The organism is Flavivirga rizhaonensis (genome assembly GCF_004791695.1).
In the GTDB taxonomy this organism is placed as follows: domain Bacteria; phylum Bacteroidota; class Bacteroidia; order Flavobacteriales; family Flavobacteriaceae; genus Flavivirga; species Flavivirga rizhaonensis.
In genome coordinates this window covers 14,952-39,698 of sequence record NZ_SRSO01000003.1, presented here as the reverse complement: position 1 = coordinate 39,698, position 24,747 = coordinate 14,952, and the positions used below count along the sequence as shown (strand labels likewise).

Here is a 24,747-nt window from a genome sequence, read left to right as displayed (position 1 = left end):
ACTTAACCGACAGGTTAATTCCTGTAAATTGTTTTATTTTAATTTTTAAATTTTATCAAAATGAGAACAAAGTTTTTATTTATGTTATGTAGTTTTATGATGCTGTTTTTTACATTATCAAGTTTTAAAACAGAAGCGCCTTTAAATGAAGTACAATTCATTATTCAAGATTCTAAGGAAGTAGATGCCGTTTATGGTGGTTATGACGGTAGTGCATATAGTTTTACAGCCCAAAGTAATGGTGAAACATATAAGTTGTTGTTTCAGAGTGTTGATGATACTGTTTTAAGTGATTTCGATTTGAGTTCTGAAGCTTTAGTTGGTGTGGTTTTTAAGGTGACTTATACAACTGAAATTGCAGTCACCAAAGATGCAGAGGGTAATGACGTAGAAACAGAAGTTAATACGATTACCAAACTGGAAAAGCTGTAAACAGCAATAATAAGTATATAATTTAGGCTACCTTTTGGGTGGCCTTTTTTATTGGTCTCAAATGTAGCTAAAACTAAGTGTTTTAGTACTTTTTGCTTTCAGTTTCTATGAACCTTTGATACGAATTCACACCAATTCAGTTTTACAATATTTATTATTTTAACGTGAGCTCGATATATTAAAACTTAACAATCAGTTGTTTAATTGTTTTAATAAAGAAACTATGTCATTCCAGACGCTACGGAGAGTAAAATATATTTTACTTGAACGTATATAGCGTAGCTATTGAGGAGGAATCCCATCCTTATGAGATTTCTCGTCACTCATGCTTCGCTCTGTCGAAATGGCAAACATTTGAAAATCATTGATTTAATATTATTTTTTATGAAAAAATTAAATCGAACTGACGTTATTTATATTTCGGTGGTTTAGTTATAAATACGTCTCTAAAAAACATTGAACATATCTGGGCTTTTTGTTTTTAACCAAAAATGGAGTAAAATTTGTTTATATGTGTATTTTTTGAAAGACATAGCATCACTAAGCACAAAAAGAAACGAATAGCTCAATCTACAGAATAACTTTCAAATGAATTCAATTTTTTTATGTAAAAAATAATTTTAAAAAAACATTAAATTAAATTTTTTATATTTCATTTGTATAAGCACTTAGCTGAGCATTATGAAATATGTTTATGTATTTGGGCTTTTGAAAATTGGTAAGTCAAACTCAAAAGCAGTTTATAAAAAAGGTAACCGAACTTTAAAGCTACCTTCCTTTATTTCAAAATATCTATCCCATATAGATACAGATTTGCATCATCTTAAAGTGTGTTTATTTAGAATTTGTATTGATAAAATTCAGAAATTAATTTGTATATTAACACTACCAAAATATATTAAAACTTAACCAATTATAAGAAAATGAAACGAATTATTGTAGATTATCAGAAACTTAATAAAGATATTTTAAATCTTTTGGTTGAGAAATTCCCTGATGGTTATGATGATGATGACATCATTTCATTTAGAAATGCGCACAACGATCTCATTGAAGCTGTTGAAGTGAAAACAGAGGATACCATTTACCTAGTAAAAGTAGGGACGTATTTAGCAAAAGCTATGGCAGATTTTGGAGATGAAGAAGATACCCCTAATATAGGCCTGCCAGTACCAGATGCAAATTTTGATCAAGAAGAATAATAGGTATCTAGTAAATTATTTGTAAATAAATGGAAATAGCAATTTTTCAACAGTATAAAGACGGTTATTATACGTTTTTGTTTGATGATGGTGTGCAACTAGATTTTGAAGAAATTCACCCTAAAGCACTTTATCATTACGATTTAAAAAATGATAATTCTTATGTCGGTAAGTCTTTTAAGCTATCCTTCATAGAAGTATTTGATGATAGGGATCAAGCACTTTATAGAATACAGCGTTTAGAACTAATTTGAGCCTGTTCTTTTTTTATAAAAACTTCCCATAAAAAAACTCCGTAAACGATAATGTATTCTAAACCAATAACCCACAAGTTTTCAGATTTATCTGCTTTATTAAGATTTATATAGGCTAAGTAGCTTAGTATAATAACAAAACTCCAAATTAATGGGAATTTATATTTGGTAAATACAGATAGTATTAAAAGCGTGGCTACGTACCATGGATGTACAGTGGTAGTGGTAAAATAGTAAAAAGATAATGCTAAAAGCATAGCAGTTATAAGTTCAATGATTGTTTTATTTTTTCTGAAAAATGTTATAATTAAAACAAACAGAATTACAATAATGGGCGTTACCTTACCTATAATGGCAATTTCGTTATAGCCTCTAAATGAGTATCCAATTTCCCTGGCTACATAATAAATACTGGCATTAAACTCAAAATTTTGGAACCATAAACCAACAGTTTGAGCATAGTTATTTATAAATTCTGAGGAGTAAAAAGGAGCAAAGAGTACTATAATAGTTATTAAAACTATAGCGTAAAACCCAATTAGCCTTATCATTCTCTTAAGTACATCATTGCGAGGAGCTAATGGATTGGTAACCTGTTCATCATCATAAGGTTTCTCGTCTCTGCGCTCTGTCGAAATGACATCACGTTTCATAAACCACTGAAAAAACAAAGGCAAAAATATTAGTGGAATTAATTTAACCGAAACCGATAGAGCTAAAACGATAGCCGCCCATTGCCATTTACCCGAGTATAATAAATATAAGCTCCAAATAAGGAAAAATATCATAACACCCTCAAAGTGCAAGTTTCCTGTGAGTTCAATAATAATAAATGGGTTTAAAACATACCAAAAGATGTTATAAGCAGGGATATGTAGTTTTTTAAGTAGTTTTTTACCAAAGTAAAGTGTGCCAAAATCGGCAGAAATAATAAGTAAGCGCATCACGATGGCTGATCCCAAAATACTTTTCCCAGCAAACAGACCAGCAAATACAAAGCAAAGTTGATTTATAGGTGGGTAATTAGTATAATGACTGGCGTTTAAAAGGCCCATACCAGTATATAATTCTTGGGCTTGCGCAACAGGAAATTGGTCTTTGCTCATAAAGGATTCAACAGTATGTAAGTATGGGTTAAAGCCTTCTACAATCATACGACCATCCCATATAAAACGATAAAAGTCTTGTGATAAATTAGGTATGGCTAATATGAAAATAGCCCGAAATACAAAAGAAATCCATGTTAAAGCCCATATATTGTGTTTTAGAATTTGTACCAGTTTATAAAACAAAAAAAACAAAGCCATATATAGCGTTATTAGCTTTGTATAATCTGTTCTGGTTAAATTATAAGCAAAGGATAAGTAAAATAACAAACATGCCATGACGAGGAGTAATGGTGTTTTGTTTAGTTTAAAAAAAGCTGAGCTAAAAAGCATAGTCAAATATAATATTATTTGTTGGTCGGTTTTAAGATGGATTAGTTTACTTTATGGTACAATAAAATATTTGAAAAGATAAAACGTTAACAAAATAAAAAATTAACCTACTTATGAAAACTTCAATCTTTAATTTAGCCCTGTTTGGTCTTGCCTTAATTTTTATAGTCTCATGTTCATCAGATGATTCTAATAATAAAGTTGATGACCCAGACCTAACAGGAGATATAGGCTCTGTCGAAAACATTCAAATTTTTCCAGTAGCCCATCCTTTAAATATGGATATATCTAGTGGCCCTGTTGATGTTAACTCAGATTTAATAATTAATAATATTGGTATTAACAAAGGGCTTTTTCCAGATTTTGGTAGTGGTGAGTGGGAAGGGGCTCCTATTGGAATTCCTTATGTTAGTGTTGATGGTAGTCAATCGAAAGTATCAATAACTTTTAGGGCTAATAACTATGATGAAAATTATGGAGGCGAGAGTGATCAAGGATCGTTTCCTATTCCTTTAAATGCTCCTATTGAGGGCAACGGAGCAGGCGATAGCCATGTTATTTCTGTTGATGTAGAGAATGGCATGTTATACGAGTTATATAATGCTTCACAAGAAGGTGATGGATTTGAGGCTTCTTCGGCTGCTGTCTTTGATTTAAAGAAAACAGAATTTAGACCAGATGGGTGGACATCAGCAGATGCTGCAGGTTTACCTATATTTCCATTATTAGTAAGATATCCAGAGATAGAAAAAGGCGTTATAGATCACCCTATACGTTTTACCATAACAAGAAGTAAGATATATGAAGGTTATGTACATCCTGCTAGACATCTTGTTTCTGGAAATACAAGTGATGAATTATTACCTTTTGGAGGTAGGTTGCGCCTAAAAGCTGATTATGATATTAGTGGTTTTTCCGAAACAAATCAAATCATTCTTACCGCTATGAAAAAATATGGATTAATGCTTGCCGATGTAGGGTCAGATATGTTTATAACAGGAGCGCCTCATGAAAAATGGGATAATGATGATCTTAAAAAGTTAAAACAGGTAACCTTAGATAATTTTGAGGTTATTGAGCTAGGAACTATTACTTTGAAAAATTAATTGTAGTTTATTAAAATGGATGAATCTGTTTACAAAAACTGGAGTTTTGGAAATTCTGTACGCTCCAAAAGGGTTCCCTAATAAAGTAGAAGGAAAAGAAGCATTACATGAGTATATGAAAGGTTTTCCTGAATATTTTAAGGTGGAATTTAGTAGCTTGTATTTTCGTCCTACAGCTGACCCTAACTTAATAATTGCATAATAACATTTCTTGTTTGGAATTACTGTAAAATAAAATAATGATTTTTTGCTTTATACAAAATATAAAAATAAAGCATAGCTAATAAGTTACGGTTTCTTTTTCTATTGAAGTAGAAGGCGAAAAAGGGTGTTTTATTAAGGTTATTTCAAATGAGAATTGGTATAATATGAATGTAAAGGCATAGCGCTCCCTACAAGAAAGCCTTATGATCAAAAATATGTATCGATTGTAACTGATGAATAATGATAGAGAAATTGTCAAATATATAGATCTTTGGAATCCTATAGTGGCACTGGAAGCATTCAGAATGACACTGTTTTTATAATTAATAGAGAAAAAATTTTAAACCTTAGAAGTCAAAGACGTAATAAATACATAGCCAAAGCCTAAAAACAACATCAGGTGAAAAGGGAAAAGCCCGAAATCACCACCTTGGTCACCTACAATAAAAGCGCTGTACATACCAAAACCAAAATAAGCCATAAGTAAACCTTCGAAGATAACGTGAACAGATACTGTCTTTTTAATATATTTGTTTTTCTTCCAACTATCTTTTAATGTGTTGATATTGAATTTTGGTGTGCGTATAAATTCACTCTTTTTACCTAAATGCCCTTCTAATACAGCAATAGAATTATGAAATGAAAAACCCATAGCTATTGAGAAAAAGACAAAGAACATACCTGTGTAGCCTATAAAGTTTTTTACGCCACTGCCATAGATGTTTTTATACATAATCCAGTAACAAACAAAAAATATCAGGGTACTAAGTACAAAGAAGCTCATTACATAAAAATAGGGCTTTAAGTGAGCATATTCATTTTTTATATATAACATCGGAATACTTAATATAGCTACTATTAAGATGTTTAAAAACATGGTGCTATTAAGTAAATGCAATAACCCATGTACTTTTGTTTTAGCTGATATGTTTTCGTTTTTTAGAACTTTCCACATCATTTTTCTAAAGTTTTCTGCTCCTCCTTTATTCCATCTAAATTGTTGTGAGCGCGCTGCACTTATAACCACAGGAAGTTCGGCAGGTGTTTCTACATCTTCAAGATATTTGAATTTCCAGTTCTTTAATTGGGCACGATAGCTCAAATCGAGATCTTCGGTTAGTGTATCTCCTTCCCAATTACCAGCATCTATAATACATGCTTTACGCCATACCCCAGCAGTACCATTAAAGTTAATGAAATGCCCTTTACTGTTTCTACCAACTTGTTCTAACGTAAAATGCGCATCTAAAGCAAAAGCTTGAATTCTTGTAAGAATAGAATAGTTACGGTTAATATGCCCCCAACGTGTTTGTACGACACCAATATTGTCATCTTTAAAATAAGGGATAGTACGTTTTAACCAATCTTTTTTAGGAAGAAAATCAGAATCAAAAATGGCAATAAATTCGCCTTTGGCAATTTCTAACCCTTCTTTGAGAGCTCCCGCTTTAAAACCACTACGATCTGTTCTGGTGATGTGTCTAATATCTAATCCAGTTGCTTTTAATTTTTCTATTTGTTGACATGTGGTATCTACAGTTTCATCGGTGGAATCATCTAAGACTTGTATCTCTAATTTATCTTTAGGATAATCTATCTCTGCAATATTATCCAACAGACGTTCCATAACGTACATTTCGTTATAAACAGGCAGTTGTATGGTTACATATGGAATTTCATCCGAGTTAGTAAGATCAAATTTAGAACAATCATCACACTTCTTTTGAGCACTTATATAATTAAAAAGTAAATTTAATTGAGCTAATGCATATAAAAATATAAGCAGAAGTGCAGTGGTATATATTATGATAACAATAGTATGAGAAATCATTTTTTAATACTGTATTTAAAAATCCAACCTAAAATTTTTATGCCTGCAAATATAGCACCTTTTACCGTACCAGAAACTTTTGAAACACCTATTCTGTTTCTATAATTAACTGGGATTTCGACGTATGTAAATTTTTGTTTTAGTACTTTTAGTTGCATTTCTACCGTCCAGCCATAGGTTTTGTCTTCCATATTAAGCGCTAATAGTTTATCATATTTAATGGCTCTAAAAGGACCTAAATCTGTAAATTTTGCTCTAAAAAATAATGTCATTAAAGTAGTCGCTAACCAATTACCAAAAATTTGAGGTCCAGTCATGGATCCTTGTTCTCTAAGTCGCTTTACTCGTGCACCGATTACAAAATCTATATCATCATTTATAATAGGAGAGACAATTTTGGTTAGCTCTTCAGGGTAATCGCTATAATCACCATCTAAAAATACGATGATATCTGGTTTTTTTTCTTGATTTGTGATGTAATCCATCCCCTTTAAACAAGCATAACCATAACCTTTATTTACTTCATTTAAAACTGTTGCACCAGCTTTTTTTGCATTAACCCCAGTGTCATCAGTAGAGTTGTTACTTACTACGATAACTTCATCGACAGTAGTTGGAATATCATTAATTACATTGACAATTGATTCTGCTTCGTTATAAGCAGGTATGATAACTTTTATATGAGTCATTGAAGATCAGATAGGTTGTTTTCTTTCCTGAAGGATTTGTAATCCGTCCATTCTTTAATTCTTTTACCAGCTTTATATTTTCTTGCAGCAACCAATTTTTCGTTTTTATACATCAAACAATAACCATTTTTTTGATTGTCTTTTAATTGGCACTTATGAATGATTTTTTCCATATCATCATAAAATAGCCACCAACTATTTTTTTTACCGTCAACAAAATGACCTTCTGTTTTTTTATTACCATTTGTGCCGTAAAAGTACCAATATTTTATAGGTTTATCTTGTTGAAAGTGACCTTCTTTTTCAATATGACCATTTTCATAATAAAACGTCCAATATTTAATTTTCTTATTATTTTGTATCCATCCTTCAGATTTTAAATTACCATTATCGTAATATGTTTTCTTATACGACTTTTGAGCGTTAATATTTATACTGATTAATAAAGCTAAACTGAATACTACAACTGAATACTGCAAACTGTTACTTATTTCTTATTAACTAAATCCATTAAATCAACATCGTTTCCTAATAATATTTCTGTTGGGTTGATACGCCCTTCCATAGCATCATTTTCTAGTTTTAAAACGCCTCTTGGGCATACCGCACTACAAATACCACAGCCTACACAACTGGAACGCACAATGTTTTCTCCTTTTTGAGCATAAGCACGAACATCAATTCCCATTTCACAACTGTTTGAACAATTTCCACATGAAATGCATTGTCCGCCGTTGGTTGTAATTCTAAATTTAGAGAATAAGCGTTGCTGAAAACCTAAGATAGCAGCCATTGGGCATCCAAAACGACACCAAGATCTACTTCCTAAAATAGGATAAAACCCTGTACCAATAACCCCAGAGAAAATAGAACCTATATAGATTCCATATGCAGAACGTAAGGCACTTCCTTTTATAAAGAAAACATTTTCTGTTGTACCGGTAAAGTGCATAATGACCAATAAAGCAATCACGACAAAATAACCAATAGCTCCATATTTAGCATCTTTACCAAGTTCTTTGCGTTTAAAATACATAACGCCAGCAAAAACTAAAGTTAGGAATCCTATAACTAAACTTATAAATAGGCTTTTAGTTAACCAAAAAGCATTATGATCATAACCTAAATAGGTATATACCATGGCAACTGTCATGACTACAGAAAATACGAGAACTGTATGAATTAACCAGCGCTCTAATTTCCAGGCAGACATTTTTTTAGAAGATAATTGTCTAAAAGAATCTCCAGCAGTTTCGGCTAATCCACCACAACCACAAACCCAGGAGCAATACCAGCGTTTTCCATATTTATAGGTTAAAATAGGAGTTATGACAAAAATGGAAATGATGCCAAATAATATGAGCCCTAAACCAATATTTCCGTTAGAAAGAAATCCTTTAACAGACCATTCATCAAAAATATAATAATTAAGAGGCCATACACTTTTTAAATCATAATAAGGTAGGTCTGAATTCATGACATACATAAATTCCGGAATCAAAAAAGCAAAACCTAATTGGAAAAACATAACAGAAGCTGTTCGCAACTGTTGATACCTATTATGTCTGTATTTAAGCATGAATTTATACCCAAAAGCCAGAATAGCTACCGTGTATAATGTGCCATAAACAAACCATTGACTGGCATTTCTTCCACTTAATAAGTTGCTTAAAGGATCAAAAAGTGAAATTAAGCCTGTGTTCGAAGCACCATCTTTACCTAATCCTAAATACTGCGGATAAAAATATAATACAATGTAAAATGCTGTTAGAATAACGCCCAGAACCCAACCCCAAACACCTCGGGATGATATGGACTTAAACCAAACACCATCGTTTTTTATCCCTTCTAATTTGGTAAAATAAGCATCTCTTGAATATATTATGATACCTATAGAAATTAAACCTAACGATAAGGTTAAGAATAATCCTTTGTTAGGGAAATTAGTATTAAATAAAGCGAGTGCTAATATGAATAATCCTAAAATACCAATTGCTAAAGCTACTTTTTGTTTGTTCGAAATATCTACAGCATCTGGTTTTGCTAAAGACATGCTATGATTTATTTTATTGCTCATGATATATTTTTATACAGTTTGTAATTCGTTTTTAAATGCAGAATAAATATCAGCTTCATAAGTTTTATAAAACTCTGGATCAAAATTGGCTTCTGCTAAATGTTCTATAACATAATCAACATCTCTTTTCTCTGTAAGCCATGTATCAAATATGTCGTGTCGCATTCTAATACCAAAGGTATTTATGCCTAAAAATTCATTAGTGTTTTTATCATAACAAACTGTAATACATTTAGTATCGTCTGCATGTTTCCAGTGAAAATGAGCTTCGTTTTCTCTGGGTTGTGCAAATACCCATCCGTAAGTTTGATATTCGATATCTAAAAACTTGGCAGAGTTAAACCAATGTCCAGGATTGTATTGAATACGATTATCGCAGATAGTTTGCGCTACTGTTTCCCCCATCATACGGCCTGTGTACCACACAGCTTCAATAGGGCGACGGCCATTAATGCCTTCATGTTGTTCGGCACAATCACCAATAGCATATACATTTGGGATGTTGGTTTCTAAAAATCGATTCACTTTAACACCGCGTCCGGTTTCGATGTCAGATTCTTTAATAAAATTAATATTAGGGGACACTCCTGCAGTAAGTCCAACAACATCACATGCAATTTCTTCACCGGTTTCTTGTATAATGACAGATTTTACTTTACCATTTTCATCAGAAATGATCTCTTTTAAATTATTTCCTAATCTTAAATCTATATGATGATTTTTTATATGTCTGTTAATCATAGCTGATTCTCCTTCTGGTAAAACACCATTCCAAAAACTATCTTCTCTTACTAAAAAGGTAACAGGAATATTACGACTGTTTAGCATCTCAGCAAGTTCGATACCTATTAGGCCACCTCCAACTATTACAGCTCGTTTACATACTTTATTATTGGGTGCATATCTCTCTAAATTCTCTAAATCTTGTTTGTGATACATGCCCATAACACCATCTAAATCCTGACCAGGCCATCCAAATTTGTTTGGTTTACTTCCTGTGGCAATTATGAGTTTGTCATATTGTAAAGAATCACCATCTGCAAAGTGTAATGTCTTGCTTTTAGTTTCAACATCTTTAACATAACCTTTTTTAAGATTAATTCTATTTTTTTCCCAAAACCAGTTTTCATAAGGTTGTGTGTGTTCAAATTTCATATGTCCCATGTATACGTACATAAGCGCAGTACGTGAAAAGAAATAATCTGTTTCTGCTGATACAATGGTAATTTGTTTATCTGATAATTTACGAATATGTCTCGCAGCAGTTACGCCCGAAATTCCGTTTCCAATAATAACAATGTGTTCCATCTGTTAGTCGTTATTTGTTTTATATTGTGAAATGTAATTAGCCAAAAAACACAATTGGTTATCTGAGTTTATTTGGCAGATAGCATTTTATGAATTCTAATTGCGTTGAGGTTTATGTCGAAACTAAAGATAAGAACTTAATGCGAGTGGACATATTTAGAATAAATATAAATTATTTTTAATTGTAAGTTTTAAAATGAAATTCAGACGCGAAAAATTTTACGTTTTTTTTGAAAGTTTGTTAAGATGGTTCAGACTGAAGCAACGTTAAAAATCAATAAACATATAAAAATGAAGAATATAACGATTATAGTATTAATGTTTTTTGGAAGCCTGTCGCTTTCAGCGCAAGATTTAAATACTTTTTTTGAAAAGGCGGATAGTTTTTTTAAAGCTCATGTTGCAAACGGTAAAGTGGCATACTCAAAAATTAACTCTAATAAAGAAGCTCTCAATGAGGTTTTGAAATTAGCTGAAACAATTTCAGTATCAAAAAGCGATGCTAACAACTATCAGGCATTTTGGATTAATGCTTATAATTTGTCAGTTATTAAAGGTATTATAAACAATTATCCAACAAAATCACCTTTAGACAATGCTGGTTTTTTTGATAAAACAACTTACAGCTTAGGCGGTAAGAAAATCACTTTAAATGATATTGAACATAAACTATTAAGAGCACAATTTAATGATGCCCGTTTCCATTTTGTATTAGTGTGCGGTGCGTTAGGATGTCCTCCTCTAATTAATAAAGCATACTTACCAAGCACATTAAATGCACAAATGGATGTACAAACTAAGAAAGCATTAAATGGTGATTTTTTAAAGGTTAATACTAAAAAGAAACGTGTCCAAGTATCACAAATAATGGAGTGGTATAAAAAAGATTTTACGATGAAGGGTAAAACGGAAATAGACTTTATTAATACCTATAGAACAGAAAAAATACCTAATAACTTTAAATTAAGTTACTTTCCATATAATTGGACTGTAAATAAACAATAAAAACAAGAACAAATATCAAACCAAAAAATAGAATAAGATGAAAAGAATCATATTAACATTACTAGTAATAACAAGCATATCATTTTCTGGTATTTCACAGGAAGATCAAGAAAACCAAGGAAGTGTTATTCAAACATATACACCATCAAAACTTTTAAAGAAAGGACAATGGGATATAAAGTGGTTTAATAATTTATATACAGAAACTAAAAGTAAATTTAATGGTGTTAAAAGTGATAAAGCTCGAGAAACATATTTTACATCAACAGTAGATATTTTTACAGGAGTTTCAAGTAAAAACAACTTTAATGTAGGGGTATTACTTGAGTTTCGTTCTAATGTTGTAGCAGGTAGAGATGCTTTGGATGTATTCTCTTTTGATGGGGAACGAGGTACAGCACGTTCAGGATTTACATCCATTGCTCCAGCGATAAAGTTTAATCCTATTAAAAGTGTTTCAAATTTTACTGTTCAAACGGCCTTTCATATTCCTTTAGTTGATAATGAATCTGAAGATTTTTTATCAGTAAATAATGGTAACGGTGTATTTTTAGATCAAAATGGATTTATATTCCAAAATAGATTTTTCTACGATTATAGTTTTGCAGGAGGCGATTGGCAATTATTTTCAGAGTTGAATACGGAGTATAACTTTGGAAAGAAAGAAGATAGTTTTGCAAACAATAGTTTACGCTTAACTCCAGGTGTGTTTTTAAGTTATTTTCCAAGCTCTAAATTTACCATTTTAGCTTTAGTACAACATTCTCAGTTGATTGATACAGGTAATGATTTCGAACAAGATTTTACTGCTTTAGGAGGTGGTATAAAATACCAGTTGACAGATGTTTTAAATATTGAAACATTATATACGAACTTTGTTCGCGGGAATGATACAGGTTTAGGTCAAACATTTAACATAGGTCTAAGAGCATTGTTTTAATGATTATAGTAATTTAGGAGTTTATAAAATTTATGCTAAATGAAAATTAATAAACTCCTAATTGTATTTTCGGTTTTACTTCTTCAATCCTGTACTTCACAATCTAAAAAAATTAACGGTATTAGTTTTGTGGCCTCAAGAGAAGCAGTCAATCAAAGTCATATTAAACCTGTTGTTAATTTAAATGCAAATTATGCAGCAGTAATGCCTTTTGGGTTTATTAAAAATCTGAACCATCCAGACATAGTATTTAATACAAACAGACAATGGTTTGGAGAAACCAAAGAAGGAGCAAAACAGTATATCGAAGAACTTTATAAATCGAATATAAAAGTGATGCTAAAACCTCAAATTTGGGTTTGGCATGGAGAATTTACGGGTTATATAGAAATGAAGAATAAAACAGATTGGAGTGTCCTAGAAACATCATATTCAAAGTTTATTTTGGAATATGCTCAATTGGCACAAGAGATGAAAGTTGATATATTTTGTATTGGAACTGAACTCGAAAAGTTTATTGAAAATAGACCTAATTATTGGAAAAAATTAATAGTTAAAGTAAAGAAGATATATAAAGGTAAATTGACCTATGCAGCCAATTGGAATGAGTTTAGACGCACGCCTTTTTGGAATGATTTAGATTATATAGGCGTTGATGCCTATTTTCCAGTGAGTCATAGTAAAACACCAACGTTTAATGAGTGTTTAAAAGGTTGGAAAACACATGTACAAACGATATCAGAAATTTCAAATAAAAACAAAAAACCAATTTTATTTACGGAATTTGGATATAGAAGTGTCGATTATTCTGGAAAAGAACCTTGGAAAAGTGATAGAAGTATGTATCAAGTAAATTTTGAAGCACAAACAAATACAACAAAGGCGCTTTTTGAAACATTTTGGAAAGAAGATTGGTTTGCTGGTGGATTCATTTGGAAATGGTTTCATAATCATAGTAAATCCGGAGGAGATAATAACTCACAATTTACGCCTCAAAATAAGCCTGTTGAGGCTTTAATACGAAAACAATATCATTTAAAATGAATAATATAAAATACATCATTATATGTTTTTTGATTTTAGTTTCTTGCTCAAATGATGATGACGAAATAATATCAACATTATCAGCTTATATTGAAGGAACAACAATCGAAACAGGAGCCGTTATTGCATGTGCGGCTAGTGATGAAATTAGTGATGATATTTTAACGTTTTATTATCCAGAACCTGGAGCAACCAATGTACGGTTTTATCAAACTAATAATGCGAATGTTGATAATAGTAATTTCTCAAATTATTCCAGAGTATTATTAAATAGCGATCCTTTTTTTAATGGCTATTTAGGCAAGTTTACACAAGCAGCAGCTTCTACTGAAAGATGGATTGTTGTTACGTTTGAATTGGAAGGAGAAATAAAAATATCTAATCCTATTAGAACCAAACAAATTTCAAAGCCTACGGTTTGGAGTGAAGATGTTAATATAAATCAGGATGAATCAGGGATGCCGAAGTTTACATGGATTGATAATCCTGTGAGAGACAATGCCATTTATTTTCAAGTAATTTCTACTGCTCAAAACGAGTTGTTGTCTGGTACATATACTTATGAAAACTATTTTCAATATTATAAAACTGATAATGTAGTCTTAAATATAACCACAGAAACCCCTCCAACCTTGACCTTAAATGATACTTATAATTTTACTTTAATGGATGTAAGTGAAGATAATTGGGTGAATTTAGTAATTAGCAAAAACTTTATCGCAGAGTGAAAAGAGTAATAACATTAGTCTTAATATTCTTTTTTGCATTTTCATACGCACAGGAAAATAGTATTTACAAAGTTGATATAGAAGGAAACAAAAGAACTAGGACAGCATTCTTAAAAAGATTAGCTTTTGTAAAAGAAGGTTCTGTTTTAGATTCGGCCAAGATAACTTCAGATGTAAGACGTTTAAAATTATTACCATCTGTAGCAAATGCTGAATATAAATTAGAGTCTTTAGATAAAGGCAAATATCATTTAACCTATATTATAGTAGAGAATTTTGCTATCATTCCCGGGTTAAATATATCAACAGATAACAATGGGGAGTTTGCTTATAGAACTTCAATATTCGATTTTAATTTCTTAGGTAGAAATCAAATAATAGGCGGGTTTTACAGCAGAGATGTATTTAATTCGTATGGCGCTTTTTGGGAGGCACCAAACTTATTCACTCGGAAACTAGGAATAGGCGTGAATTATCAAAATCTGGTGTCCCAGGAACCTGTTTTTTTTAATAATGGTAGTGATGTAAATTATAAGTTTAATTACAAAGCATTTGAAATTAAACTTCAGTATGAACCAAATTTTCATAACCGATTAGAGTTGGGTTTGAATATTGATTCAGAAGATTATAGTTTTTTAGAGGGAAATTTGCCAAGTGGAATTCCCACACAACTAAATGCTAGTAAAGTATCTGTTATTGGTGAATATGAATATAATAATATCAACATATTTTATCAGTATCAAAATGGTTTTAGGAGTATTCTAACGTATAGATTTGTTACAGGAAATAGTGGAGAAGATAATCTTTTGAGGAATTTTTTTATTGGGCGTAATGATTTTGAGTATTTCAAAAGAGTAGGAGAAAGAGGTAATTGGGCTAATAGATTGCGGTTAGCCTATGCATCTAATGATGAAACTCCTTTTGCTCCTTTTGCAGTAGATAATCAATTAAATATCAGGGGAGCAGGTAATACCATAGATAGAGGAACTGCATCAATAGTTCTCAATACCGAATACCGACAGACGCTATATGAAAAAGGCTGGTTTGTTTTACAGGGCAATGCTTTTGTTGATACAGGGTCTTGGAGGACTCCTGGTGGTGATTTAGGAGAGTTGTTTGATGGTAGTACGATTAAATTTTATCCAGGATTAGGGTTCAGGTTTATACACAAAAGAATTTTTAATGCCGTTTTCAGGTTAGATTATGGCTATGGAATAGGAGATGACGCTACCAACGGAATTGTTTTTGGAATTGGACAATACTTTTAATGTTTAAAAGTTTTATTTTTAATGCCTAATTTTGCCTTTTATATGTTTAAAAGAATCATTATATTTTTATTACTTATTTCAGGTTTATATTCTTATGGGCAAGAGAAAATAGTTCATGATCTTAAAGTTCAGGGTAATAAAAAATTAAAGACCTCATTTATAAAAAGCATATCTACCACCAAATCCGGAAGTAAATTAGACACCTTAATTATAGAACAAGATATTTTACGCTTAAAGCGTTTACCTTCAGTTTCTCATGCTTATTATCAAGTATTTCCATCTGAAGACAATCAATACAACGTATTTTATAATATTGAAGAAAATTTTACACTCATTCCATCTTTAAATATTTACACCACTAATAATGATGAGTTTGCATACCGAGCAGGTCTCTATGAATTTAATGCACTAGGTAGGAATATAACTGTTGGAGGCTTTTATCAAAAAGATATTTATAGTTCCTACGCTGTAAATTTTAGAGCACCTTATTTGTTTTCTAATAAATTTGGATTAGCAATAAATCATCAGGATTTAACTACCCAGGAACCTGTTTTTTTTGAAGAAGAAACGGCTGATTATAAGTATAATAATAAATCTCTTGAAGTTTTAGGGTTATATGAAATTAACTTTAAAAATAGATTTGAACTGGGTCTGAATTATTTTACTGAAGATTATAAATTTAAAGGAGACAATATTAATAATAGACCAGAGTTAAAAGTACATAAATGGTTAGTGAAAGGCATTTATGAATATAATAATTTAGACTATTATTACCAGTACATATCTGGGTTTAGAAGTCAGTTTAACTTTCAGTATGTAACATCTAATAATAATATGCTGCCAGACTTTTTTATTGGTTGGAATGATTTCTTTTATTTTAAACGTATTGGAGAACGAGGTAATTGGGCAAATAGATTAAGAATGGGCTTATCAACTAATGATAATACACCATTTGCTCCTTTTTCTGTAGATAATAATTTAAATGTTAGAGGTGTTGGTAATACTATAGATAGGGGTACAGGTGTTATTGTGCTTAATACAGAATACCGCCACACTTTATATGAAAAAGACTGGTTTGTTTTGCAAGGAAATGCTTTTATAGATTCAGGCACCTGGAGAAATCCAGGAGGTGATTTTGGTGATTTCAGTAAAGATGATAACGTTAAAGTATATCCTGGTTTAGGATTCCGTTTTATTCATAAAAAAATATACAATGCCATTTTTAGAATTGATTATGGGTATGGTATTACAAAAGATGCTACCAGAGGTTTTGTGTTTGGTATTGGACAATATTTTTAATTGTTTTTCAATATAGAACTCATGCTAATTTAACAGCAATACCAAATCATCAGAATTCACCATCGTACCGGTTTTTAAAGCAATTTGTTTTACGGTTGCATTTTCAACGGCAGTAATGGTAGTTTCCATTTTCATAGCTTCAATAATAAATAAGGGTTGATTTTTTACAACCTGCTCTCCTTTTTTTACCAAAATAGTAGATAACATGCCCTGTAAAGGTGCACCAATTTGTTTCTCATCGGCTTTATCTACCTTAACATGTTCAACCTTATCTATTTTGATGGATGTGTTCTTAATTTCAACACTACGGCCTTGCCCATTTACTCTAAAGTATACCGTAACCATGCCATTTGCATTCGGTTCTCCCACAGATTCCAAGGTAATGAGTATGGATTTCCCTTTATCTAATGTTACTATAATATCTTCGCCTATGTCCATACCATAAAAGAAGTTTTTAGTAGGTAAATGCATGAGATTACCATATTTTAAATGCTTGTTATAAGCATCTGTAAATACTTTTGGATAAAGATTATAAGATAAAAAGTCAGTAATGTCTATCGGTCTGCCTAAACCTTTTTCAAATGTTTTTTTAAAGGATTTATAGTCTTCTTCAAGATCTACAGGTGGAATATGAGCGTTTGGCCTATCTGAGTATGATTTTTGACCTTTTAAAATTAACTTTTGAAGCTTTTTTGGAAAACCTCCAACGGGTTGTCCTAAATCTCCTTTAAAGAAACTTACAACAGATTGTGGAAATGAGATGGTATCTCCACGTTGTAACACATCATCAATAGTTAAATTATTACTCACTAGATATTGGGCCATATCCCCAACAACTTTTGAACTGGGTGTTACTTTTATAATATCACCAAAAAGCTGATTTACCTGGCTGTACATATCTGTTATTTCATGAAAACGATCTTCTAAACCTAAAGCCTGTGCTTGTGGTTTTAAATTAGAATATTGACCACCGGGAATTTCATGTTTAAAGACTTCTCCAGATCCAGCCTTTAAACCAGATTCAAATGGATAATAATACTCTCTAACAGATCCCCAATAGTTTGAATAGTCATTTAAAGAATCTATATTTATAGAAGGCTCTCTTTCATTAAATCTCAACATTTCTACTATGGAATTAAAATTAGGCTGCGATGTTAAACCAGATAAGCCACCTAACGCTACATCCACCACATCAACACCTGCCTCTATAGCTTTTAAATAAGTTGCTGGCTGAATGGACGAAGTATCATGAGTATGTAAATGAACAGGGATATTTACTTCCTGTTTTAATGCTGAAACAAGTTCGAAAGCGGCATACGGTTTTAATAAACCGGCCATATCTTTAATGGCTAGAATATGAGCACCGGCATTTTCAATGTCCTTAGCAAGTTTTGTATAGTATTTTAAGTTGTATTTTGTATTTTCTGGGTTTAAAATATCCCCAGTATAACATATGGAACCTTCAGCAAGTCCTTTTGTTTTGTTTCGTACATGCTCTATACATGGAGCTATGGATTTCATCCAGTTTAGTGAATCGAAAATTCTAAAGATATCAACACCATGTTCCCAAGATTGCTCTACAAATTTTTCTATTAAGTTATCTGAATAAGCTTTGTAGCCTACTCCATTTGAGCCTCTAATAAGCATTTGTAATAAAATGTTTGGCATGGCTTTACGAAGCATTTGAAGACGTTCCCAAGGGTTTTCTTGTAAAAAACGCATACAAACATCAAAAGTGGCGCCACCCCAAACTTCCATACTAAATATTTCTGGGTGATTTTTTGCATAACCTTCTGCAACTTTTATCATATCAAAAGTACGCATGCGGGTTGCCAATAAACTTTGATGTGCATCACGCATCGTGGTATCTGTAAAATGAATCTTTTTTTCATTTTTTAACCATTCAGAAAACTTTTCCGGACCAAGTTTTGTTAATAAGTCTTTTGTGCCATTAGGGTAATTAGCTGTGATATCGAATTTTGGAATTTTAGGCTTTACAAAGGTTTTTGACGGATCTAGTTTTTTTACGTCATCATTCCCATTAATAATAGTGTCACCCAAATAAGTAATGAGTTTTGTGGCTCTATTTCTAGACTCCTTAAAATTAAATAAATCTGGATTTGATTTAATAAAGTTTACGGTAACTTTCCCTTTCTTAAAAGTGTCGTGTTTTAGAATATTAATTAAAAAAGGAATGTTCGTTTTTACACCACGAATTCTAAATTCGGCTAGAGCACGTCTTACTTTTCTACTAGCTCCATCTAAAGTTCTACTGTTAGCAGTGACTTTTACAAGCATGGAATCGAAAAAAGGAGAAATCGTAACGCCTTGATAAATACTTCCAGCATCTAATCGGATACCAAAACCTGAAGCACTTCTGTATGCCGAGATAGTTCCATAATCAGGTTTAAAATCGTTTTGAGGATCTTCAGTAGTTATCCTACATTGCAAAGCGTATCCTGTTATTTTTATGGTTTCCTGATTTTCTATTTTTATTTGCTGATCCGATAGTTTATAACCGCCAGCTACAAATAATTGAGTTTTAACTAAATCAATATTAGTAACAACTTCTGTCACAGTGTGTTCGACCTGAATTCTTGGGTTAACTTCGATGAAGTAAATCGAACCATCGTCATCGACTAAAAACTCCACGGTGCCAATATTATTATAATCTACAGCTTTGCAGATTTTAATGGCATACTCATACAAAGCTGTTTTTGTTTCTTCTTTTAAACCATAAGAAGGGGCAAATTCTATGACTTTTTGATAGCGTCGTTGTACAGAACAATCTCTTTCATATAAATGTACTGTATTACCATAATTGTCCGCAACGATTTGTATTTCTATATGTTTTGGGTTTTCAACAAATTTTTCTAAAAAAACGGTATCGTCTCCAAAAGCATTTAAAGCTTCGCGCTTACTTTCATTAAAAGCACTTTTAAGTTCTTCTTCTTTTCTTATAACACGCATGCCTCTACCGCCACCACCGGAGGCTGCTTTAAGCATTACTGGATAGCCTATTTTTTTAGCTTCACTTAATGCGGTCTTTATATTGTTTAAAGGGCTAGTATTACTTTCTATTATAGGTATGTTATTATTGATAGCTACTTTTTTAGCAGTAATCTTATCGCCTAGAGATTGTAAAACGGATATTTTTGGACCAATGAAAATAATGTCATTATCCTTACATGCTTGTGCAAAATCTGCATTTTCAGAAAGAAACCCATAACCAGGATGAATAGCATCAGCACCACTTTCTAATGCAATTTTTATGATAATATTTATGTTTAAGTATGGTTTTAAAGGGGCATTATCTTCACCTATTTGATAAGCTTCATCAGATTTGTGTCTGTGAAGAGAATATCTGTCTTCGTAGGTGTAAATACCAATGGTTCTTACTCCTATTTCTGAGCAAGCTCTAAAAATTCTTATAGCAATTTCGCCACGATTAGCAACCAGTACTTTTTTGATTTTCATTTATATAGATAATTACAAGTTACAATAGGTTATAAACTTAATGAATTATTGTGAGTGAATAAGATTTTTTTTGCACAATTGATAATAAAAAGTTGATTTACCTATTAATTGTATAATTTTTATTTGAAGCTTTAAAAGTTCAAGATGTTAAATTGTTGAGTGCTTAATTCGCGTGTTAAATCAATAATAGAAAAATAGGCGAGAATTTTTAGGTGATATATTTTATAAACCTTTAAAAAAAATTACTTTTACCCCCAAAAATACTCAATGAGAACATTTGCAGTCGGAGACATTCATGGTGGTTTAAAAGCTTTAATTCAAGTATTAAATAAAATTGAAGTTAAAGATAAAGATACACTCATTTTTATGGGTGATTATGTGGATGGATGGAGTGAATCGGCACAGGTAATTCAGTTTTTACTAGAATTATCTCAAAAGATACATTGTATTTTCATAAAAGGAAATCACGATGTATGGTGTGAAAATTGGTTGAAATCTGAGGATGTAAATCCCATTTGGTATATACACGGAGGAAAAGAAACTATTGAAAGTTATGCTCATTTTTCTGCGGATGAAAAGAAGCAACATTTAGAATTTTTTGAAAACATGCCGTTATATCATATTGATAGTGAAAATCGTTTGTTTGTTCATGCAGGTTTTACATCGATGCATGGTGTAGAGAAAGAAGTGTTTAAAGAAACGTTTTATTTTGATAGAACACTATGGGAAATGGCTTTAACGATGGATAATAATATAGAAAAGGATTCTGTTTTATACCCTAATCGTTTAAAGCATTATAAAGAAATATTTATTGGACATACACCAACTACTAATTTTAATTCAGATATTCCAATGCACGCTGCTAATGTTTGGAATGTCGATACGGGTGCGGCATTTAAAGGAAGGTTATCTGCCATGGATTTAAGTTCAAAAACCGTTTTTCAAAGTGATAATTTACCGGGCCTGTATCCTGATGAAAAGGGAAGAAATAAGAATTGATGTTGTCATCCCTGCGAAAGCAGGGATCTCATAAATTGAAACTCGAATTCCTGCCTTACTGAAACAAGTTCAGCAGAAGTCGCAGGAATGACAAGAACGAGTAATAATAGTCGCGTTTAACAGACATGCTTTTTATAATAGCGATTTAGTTCACCAGCATCGGCTCCCATCCATTTTTTTAGATGGATTCTCCAATAATAATATTGCAATTTCCATACACCATTTTTGCAGTAACATCTCGCTGAGGTTGTTAGCCATTTTTGAATAACAACAAATTGTTTGCGATCGTATAGTTTAGCAATTAAATCATTGTCTTCGTAAATAGTAAAATCTTCATTATAACCTCCTATCTCATTAAAAAGTGTCGTTGTTATAAATTGGCTTTGATCGCCTCCTCGACAAGCTTTCCAAGATAAACGAGTTAGTTGACCAGCGAGTTTAAGCCACAAATGATTGCTGTTAAATTTCATTCTAAAACAGCCGGCGTTATTATCTTTTTTAATTTCGTTTATAATTAGAGTGTCAAAGTTTTTAGGAGGAAATGAATCGGCATGTAAAAAGTAAAGAATACTGCCTGTAGCATATTTTGCTCCTAGATTCATTTGTTTGGCACGACCTTTTGATGAATTATGAAGATTTATTTTTACGGATTCGGATTTAAATTTTGAAATGATGTCCAGAGATTCGTCAGTGCTACCGCCATCTGCAATAATTATTTCAGCTATGTTTTCTTTATATGAATTATCTAAAAGATGGGTGAGCAGATTCCCAATATGATCTGCTTCGTTTAGCATAGGAATAATTATCGATATTTTACTCATTTAAATCCCAGTTATAGTCTTTAAAATTCTTTTTTGCTTTGTCAGAAATAGTGATGTCTGAGTATTGATTAAGAAAATCGGTTAACGTACCTGTTTGTTTAAAATCTTTAGCAAACCATTGAAATATTTTCGAAAGCCCAAGCGTATTTTCAGAAATAGTATTTCTTTCAGGATCATTTAGAAACTCTTTGGTGGCATTAGTTAGTTGTTTATTAATGCTTGATGCAGTGTAAGCGTTGTTTTGTAATTTAGGACAGGAAAAAGAAGCGCAAACAATAGCAAAATGAATACGTGGTTCCCCCATTTTACGTAAAATCTGATGTTCAATTTCGTTTAAATTATACCATTTTTCACCAAGTTTCCAAAAACGTTGTTCCCAGGGTTTTTTTATGTCTTTAATACTTTTAACGGGATAATAACGTAAAATTAAATCGATGGTCATAGCATTATAGGCATTAATCCAATAGGCAAGCTTAGCTTCTTTTGCCCAAGAATCTTGTGGTGTTTGCTTGCCTAAGTAAGTAATATAATTTACTAATTCGTTTCGATCAGATTTAAAGGTCTTGTAGTTAACATGGCCTTTATTTGAAACGTGTTTTTGTAAAAGGGTATTCCAGGTGGAATGATTAAAAGTTTTTGTCGACTTTATTTTTTCTAAATCTTCTTTTTTCTCTTCTTCAGTTTTTTTCTTTTGAAGAGTTATGGTGTCTGTTTTTTGATGAATAATTTCATCAGTTTTTACTGAATCAACTTGCTTATCTTTTATTGGCATGTTTTCCGTAATACGTTTTGCACCAGAACAAGATGATAAAGTAATGAGGGCTAATAAAATTATAAGATACTTCATTATAGTATTTTTGAATGCTTAATATTATGAAAAAGTTTCTAATAGTTTAAATATTAGAGCACTTATAATGGCTGCTATTGGTAATGTAAGCAACCAAGATAGTAGTATTTTGCCTATCATTTTGTAATCTGCTTTTTTTGTAACAGTTCCAATACCAAAGATTGAACCTACCGACACATGTGTTGTGGAGACTGGTAGCCCATGAACACTTGCGGTTGTTACTAATAACCCAGTAATTAAATTAGCCGTAAACCCTTGGCCTGAATTCATTGGAGTAATTTTTTTACTCATAGTTACACCAACTTTTTTTGCATTTATTAGTCCTCCAGCTGCCATAATAATAGCAACAATAATCATACTTAACTTTATATCTATTACGTTAATTATTAATAACAAACCTACAATTTTAGGAGTATCGTTTAAACCTCGGGCAAAACTTACTATACCGGCACTTAGGTAATGTAAGGCATCTAACACTTTTTGAGAACTCAGTCCTAAAATCTCCCCCTCATAGGTGTTTACTTTATTGTTAACTGTAGCTTCCATAGTTGTTTTGGTTTTTAAAGTTGCATGATCCATATTTAACGAAGCAATATCTGGTGTTTGTTTTTCGTGAATATGTAAATGTGTTTTTTTAGTAATACCTAACTTTTCTCTGAAGAATCTAAAAATAAGATATGCAAAAAAACTAGCTATCGCTGCCATTAAAGGACTCACTATTAAAGGCATTAGAAAAGTGCTACCTAATTTTTCGAAATTAAATTGAGAGCCAACGGCCATGACACCTGCTCCAAATAGTCCTCCAACTAAACTATGTGTTGTAGAAATTGGCATGCCTATTTTTGTGGCAATAAAAACAGTTAAAGCAGCTCCAGACGCAATTGAAATTGCAAATATGGGCATTGTTATTAATTCATTGGGGACTAATCCTTTTCCTGAAAAGTTTTTTACAAGTTCATTAGCTAAAAAAATAGCGGCTACAGATCCTAAAAAAGTGGTTGCCGTAGCCCAGCTAATAGCTTTTTTGTAGCTAGTAGTACCACTACCAAAAAGCGTAGCCACACCTTTAAAATTATCATTAGCACCGTTACTATAACCTAAAAAACAAGCAGAAAGGAATAAAAGAATTAAAATGATCATATCATATTTTTTGTATTATCATTTTGACGTTATAAATTGGAAGTTCTTACTGAAAAATGTAAATTTTAATACTAAAAAGAAGCGTATTCATGTTTTAAAGGCTCTTTTTTTAAAAGTCCAGTTAATGAGATTTTATGTCTTGTAAAGTAAAACAAAAATGAATAGAGAATGAATCACTATTTGTTTCTAATAAATCTTGACTAATTATAAAAGAATGCAAAGTTTATTGTTAGTGATTTAATATGCACGTAGTAAATTTTATATTTAAAGGGTAATTAAATGTTTTGTGGTGATTTGTTGCTTAGTGAGTAAGTCTCGCGTTTTAACTGGTTTAAAGAAAAAGCCTAAGCTCACTTTTTTTAAATTCTAAAATTTAAAAAGATATTGCTCAGGCTTTTTGGGGGCTGTATATAGTAATCCTTAACGCCACTACTCACAAATTACACTATTATTTAAGGTAATAAGGGGTAGATCGTCTAACCCGTATAAGGGGTTACTAAATTTATCTGCTTAATAAGAAGGTTTGTACTATTCTGCTGTAGGAATCTTGTGAATTTTATATTGGTTTTACTTTGTGAAAGTAAGAGCTCTAACATTGTTTTAATCAGATTTGGGGCAATTTAATGAATGAGCGAAA

Annotated in this window: 22 protein-coding genes; 12 read left to right on the top strand and 10 right to left on the bottom strand. The window is 31.6% G+C overall.

All coding sequences use genetic code 11. The features are described from left to right. Positions 1–60 precede the first annotated feature (60 nt). The 3 genes from EM932_RS03090 to EM932_RS03080 all read left to right on the top strand — a co-directional run bounded on the left by EM932_RS03090 (position 61) and on the right by EM932_RS03080 (position 1,888). A complete protein-coding gene (locus tag EM932_RS03090) occupies positions 61–432 on the top strand; it encodes a hypothetical protein (RefSeq protein ID WP_135875384.1) in 372 nt (123 codons plus the stop codon). A 923-nt stretch (positions 433–1,355) separates the two neighbouring features. After that, entirely contained in the window at positions 1,356–1,634 is a 279-nt protein-coding gene (locus EM932_RS03085; RefSeq protein ID WP_135875382.1) for a hypothetical protein, read from the top strand. Between the two features lie 29 nt (positions 1,635–1,663). Further along, positions 1,664–1,888 (top strand): hypothetical protein, encoded by a 225-nt coding sequence (locus EM932_RS03080; protein ID WP_135875381.1) that lies wholly within the window; start codon positions 1,664–1,666, stop codon positions 1,886–1,888. On the opposite strand, the gene EM932_RS03075 is transcribed toward EM932_RS03080, so the two are convergent. After that, entirely contained in the window at positions 1,858–3,327 is a 1,470-nt protein-coding gene (locus EM932_RS03075) for a mannosyltransferase (RefSeq protein WP_211344251.1), read from the bottom strand. The two genes, EM932_RS03080 and EM932_RS03075, sit on opposite strands and share 31 nt — an antisense overlap. A 113-nt stretch (positions 3,328–3,440) precedes the next feature. On the opposite strand from EM932_RS03075, the gene EM932_RS03070 reads away from it, so the two are divergent. Then, the gene (locus EM932_RS03070; protein WP_135875379.1) at positions 3,441–4,433 is read left to right on the top strand and encodes a hypothetical protein; all 993 of its coding nucleotides are present in this window, start codon (positions 3,441–3,443) and stop codon (positions 4,431–4,433) included. Between the two features lie 46 nt (positions 4,434–4,479). After that, entirely contained in the window at positions 4,480–4,635 is a 156-nt protein-coding gene (locus EM932_RS03065; RefSeq protein ID WP_211344250.1) for a hypothetical protein, read from the top strand. 342 nt (positions 4,636–4,977) lie between these two features. Here EM932_RS03065 and EM932_RS03060 read toward each other — a convergent pair whose 3' ends face one another. Genes EM932_RS03060 through EM932_RS03040 form a run of 5 tightly spaced genes read right to left on the bottom strand, consistent with a single transcriptional unit; the run spans position 4,978 to position 10,542 of the window. After that, complete coding sequence (locus tag EM932_RS03060) at positions 4,978–6,468, bottom strand: cellulose synthase family protein (RefSeq protein WP_135875375.1); 1,491 nt, start codon at positions 6,466–6,468, stop codon at positions 4,978–4,980. After that, complete coding sequence (locus EM932_RS03055) at positions 6,465–7,157, bottom strand: glycosyltransferase family 2 protein (protein ID WP_135875373.1); 693 nt, start codon at positions 7,155–7,157, stop codon at positions 6,465–6,467. The genes EM932_RS03060 and EM932_RS03055 overlap by 4 nt, the downstream gene beginning before the upstream one ends. Then, positions 7,154–7,636: a toxin-antitoxin system YwqK family antitoxin gene (locus tag EM932_RS03050; protein WP_135875371.1), complete on the bottom strand. Its 483-nt coding sequence runs from the start codon at positions 7,634–7,636 to the stop codon at positions 7,154–7,156. Before EM932_RS03050 ends, EM932_RS03055 begins: the two co-directional genes overlap by 4 nt. A gap of 8 nt (positions 7,637–7,644) precedes the next feature. Beyond that, positions 7,645–9,234 (bottom strand): 4Fe-4S binding protein, encoded by a 1,590-nt coding sequence (locus EM932_RS03045; protein ID WP_135875369.1) that lies wholly within the window; start codon positions 9,232–9,234, stop codon positions 7,645–7,647. A gap of 9 nt (positions 9,235–9,243) precedes the next feature. Next, the gene (locus tag EM932_RS03040; RefSeq protein WP_135875367.1) at positions 9,244–10,542 is read right to left on the bottom strand and encodes an NAD(P)/FAD-dependent oxidoreductase; all 1,299 of its coding nucleotides are present in this window, start codon (positions 10,540–10,542) and stop codon (positions 9,244–9,246) included. A 291-nt stretch (positions 10,543–10,833) separates the two neighbouring features. On the opposite strand from EM932_RS03040, the gene EM932_RS03035 reads away from it, so the two are divergent. Genes EM932_RS03035 through EM932_RS03010 form a run of 6 tightly spaced genes read left to right on the top strand, consistent with a single transcriptional unit; the run spans position 10,834 to position 16,826 of the window. Continuing rightward, a complete protein-coding gene (locus EM932_RS03035) occupies positions 10,834–11,547 on the top strand; it encodes a DUF547 domain-containing protein (RefSeq protein ID WP_135875365.1) in 714 nt (237 codons plus the stop codon). 37 nt (positions 11,548–11,584) lie between these two features. Next, on the top strand, positions 11,585–12,487 hold the full coding sequence (locus tag EM932_RS03030) for a hypothetical protein (protein ID WP_135875363.1): 903 nt from the start codon (positions 11,585–11,587) through the stop codon (positions 12,485–12,487). Positions 12,488–12,526: 39 nt separating this feature from the next. Next, positions 12,527–13,531, top strand: coding sequence for a glycoside hydrolase family 113 (locus EM932_RS03025; RefSeq protein WP_135875361.1), 1,005 nt, complete (start codon positions 12,527–12,529; stop codon positions 13,529–13,531). Beyond that, on the top strand, positions 13,528–14,259 hold the full coding sequence (locus EM932_RS03020; RefSeq protein WP_135875359.1) for a hypothetical protein: 732 nt from the start codon (positions 13,528–13,530) through the stop codon (positions 14,257–14,259). The genes EM932_RS03025 and EM932_RS03020 overlap by 4 nt, the downstream gene beginning before the upstream one ends. Further along, positions 14,256–15,527 (top strand): POTRA domain-containing protein, encoded by a 1,272-nt coding sequence (locus EM932_RS03015; RefSeq protein WP_246040865.1) that lies wholly within the window; start codon positions 14,256–14,258, stop codon positions 15,525–15,527. The genes EM932_RS03020 and EM932_RS03015 overlap by 4 nt, the downstream gene beginning before the upstream one ends. A gap of 42 nt (positions 15,528–15,569) precedes the next feature. Continuing rightward, on the top strand, positions 15,570–16,826 hold the full coding sequence (locus tag EM932_RS03010; protein ID WP_135875356.1) for a BamA/TamA family outer membrane protein: 1,257 nt from the start codon (positions 15,570–15,572) through the stop codon (positions 16,824–16,826). A gap of 24 nt (positions 16,827–16,850) precedes the next feature. Here EM932_RS03010 and EM932_RS03005 read toward each other — a convergent pair whose 3' ends face one another. Continuing rightward, entirely contained in the window at positions 16,851–20,303 is a 3,453-nt protein-coding gene (locus EM932_RS03005) for a pyruvate carboxylase (RefSeq protein WP_135875354.1), read from the bottom strand. A gap of 267 nt (positions 20,304–20,570) precedes the next feature. Here EM932_RS03005 and EM932_RS03000 point away from each other — a divergent pair, with 267 nt between their 5' ends. Further along, positions 20,571–21,302 carry a metallophosphoesterase family protein gene (locus tag EM932_RS03000; protein ID WP_135875352.1) on the top strand — a complete coding sequence of 244 codons (732 nt, stop codon included), beginning with the start codon at positions 20,571–20,573 and terminating at the stop codon, positions 21,300–21,302. A gap of 116 nt (positions 21,303–21,418) precedes the next feature. Here the strand turns inward: EM932_RS03000 and EM932_RS02995 are convergent, their stop codons facing one another. The 3 genes from EM932_RS02995 to EM932_RS02985 are packed head-to-tail and all read right to left on the bottom strand — an operon-like array spanning position 21,419 to position 24,110. Continuing rightward, positions 21,419–22,123 (bottom strand): TIGR04283 family arsenosugar biosynthesis glycosyltransferase, encoded by a 705-nt coding sequence (locus EM932_RS02995; protein ID WP_135875350.1) that lies wholly within the window; start codon positions 22,121–22,123, stop codon positions 21,419–21,421. Further along, a complete protein-coding gene (locus EM932_RS02990; RefSeq protein ID WP_135875348.1) occupies positions 22,116–22,970 on the bottom strand; it encodes a DUF547 domain-containing protein in 855 nt (284 codons plus the stop codon). The genes EM932_RS02995 and EM932_RS02990 overlap by 8 nt, the downstream gene beginning before the upstream one ends. Positions 22,971–22,994: 24 nt before the next feature. Beyond that, a complete protein-coding gene (locus EM932_RS02985) occupies positions 22,995–24,110 on the bottom strand; it encodes an inorganic phosphate transporter (RefSeq protein ID WP_246040863.1) in 1,116 nt (371 codons plus the stop codon). Between the last annotated feature and the right edge of the window lie 637 nt (positions 24,111–24,747).

Excerpts from the sequence above, each read along its gene's own strand:
- EM932_RS02985 (WP_246040863.1), bottom strand. The coding sequence starts at position 24,110 with ATGATCATTTTAATTCTTTTATTCCTTTCTGCTTGTTTTTTAGGTTAT.
- EM932_RS03045 (WP_135875369.1), bottom strand. The coding sequence starts at position 9,234 with ATGAGCAATAAAATAAATCATAGCATGTCTTTAGCAAAACCAGATGCT.
- EM932_RS03040 (WP_135875367.1), bottom strand. The coding sequence starts at position 10,542 with ATGGAACACATTGTTATTATTGGAAACGGAATTTCGGGCGTAACTGCT.
- EM932_RS03000 (WP_135875352.1), top strand. The coding sequence starts at position 20,571 with ATGAGAACATTTGCAGTCGGAGACATTCATGGTGGTTTAAAAGCTTTA.
- EM932_RS03070 (WP_135875379.1), top strand. The coding sequence starts at position 3,441 with ATGAAAACTTCAATCTTTAATTTAGCCCTGTTTGGTCTTGCCTTAATT.
- EM932_RS03025 (WP_135875361.1), top strand. The coding sequence starts at position 12,527 with ATGAAAATTAATAAACTCCTAATTGTATTTTCGGTTTTACTTCTTCAA.
- EM932_RS03090 (WP_135875384.1), top strand. The coding sequence starts at position 61 with ATGAGAACAAAGTTTTTATTTATGTTATGTAGTTTTATGATGCTGTTT.
- EM932_RS03030 (WP_135875363.1), top strand. The coding sequence starts at position 11,585 with ATGAAAAGAATCATATTAACATTACTAGTAATAACAAGCATATCATTT.
- EM932_RS03035 (WP_135875365.1), top strand. The coding sequence starts at position 10,834 with ATGAAGAATATAACGATTATAGTATTAATGTTTTTTGGAAGCCTGTCG.
- EM932_RS03085 (WP_135875382.1), top strand. The coding sequence starts at position 1,356 with ATGAAACGAATTATTGTAGATTATCAGAAACTTAATAAAGATATTTTA.
- EM932_RS03005 (WP_135875354.1), bottom strand. The coding sequence starts at position 20,303 with ATGAAAATCAAAAAAGTACTGGTTGCTAATCGTGGCGAAATTGCTATA.
- EM932_RS03055 (WP_135875373.1), bottom strand. The coding sequence starts at position 7,157 with ATGACTCATATAAAAGTTATCATACCTGCTTATAACGAAGCAGAATCA.
- EM932_RS03060 (WP_135875375.1), bottom strand. The coding sequence starts at position 6,468 with ATGATTTCTCATACTATTGTTATCATAATATATACCACTGCACTTCTG.
- EM932_RS03075 (WP_211344251.1), bottom strand. The coding sequence starts at position 3,327 with ATGCTTTTTAGCTCAGCTTTTTTTAAACTAAACAAAACACCATTACTC.
- EM932_RS02995 (WP_135875350.1), bottom strand. The coding sequence starts at position 22,123 with ATGAGTAAAATATCGATAATTATTCCTATGCTAAACGAAGCAGATCAT.
- EM932_RS03080 (WP_135875381.1), top strand. The coding sequence starts at position 1,664 with ATGGAAATAGCAATTTTTCAACAGTATAAAGACGGTTATTATACGTTT.
- EM932_RS03020 (WP_135875359.1), top strand. The coding sequence starts at position 13,528 with ATGAATAATATAAAATACATCATTATATGTTTTTTGATTTTAGTTTCT.
- EM932_RS03010 (WP_135875356.1), top strand. The coding sequence starts at position 15,570 with ATGTTTAAAAGAATCATTATATTTTTATTACTTATTTCAGGTTTATAT.
- EM932_RS02990 (WP_135875348.1), bottom strand. The coding sequence starts at position 22,970 with ATGAAGTATCTTATAATTTTATTAGCCCTCATTACTTTATCATCTTGT.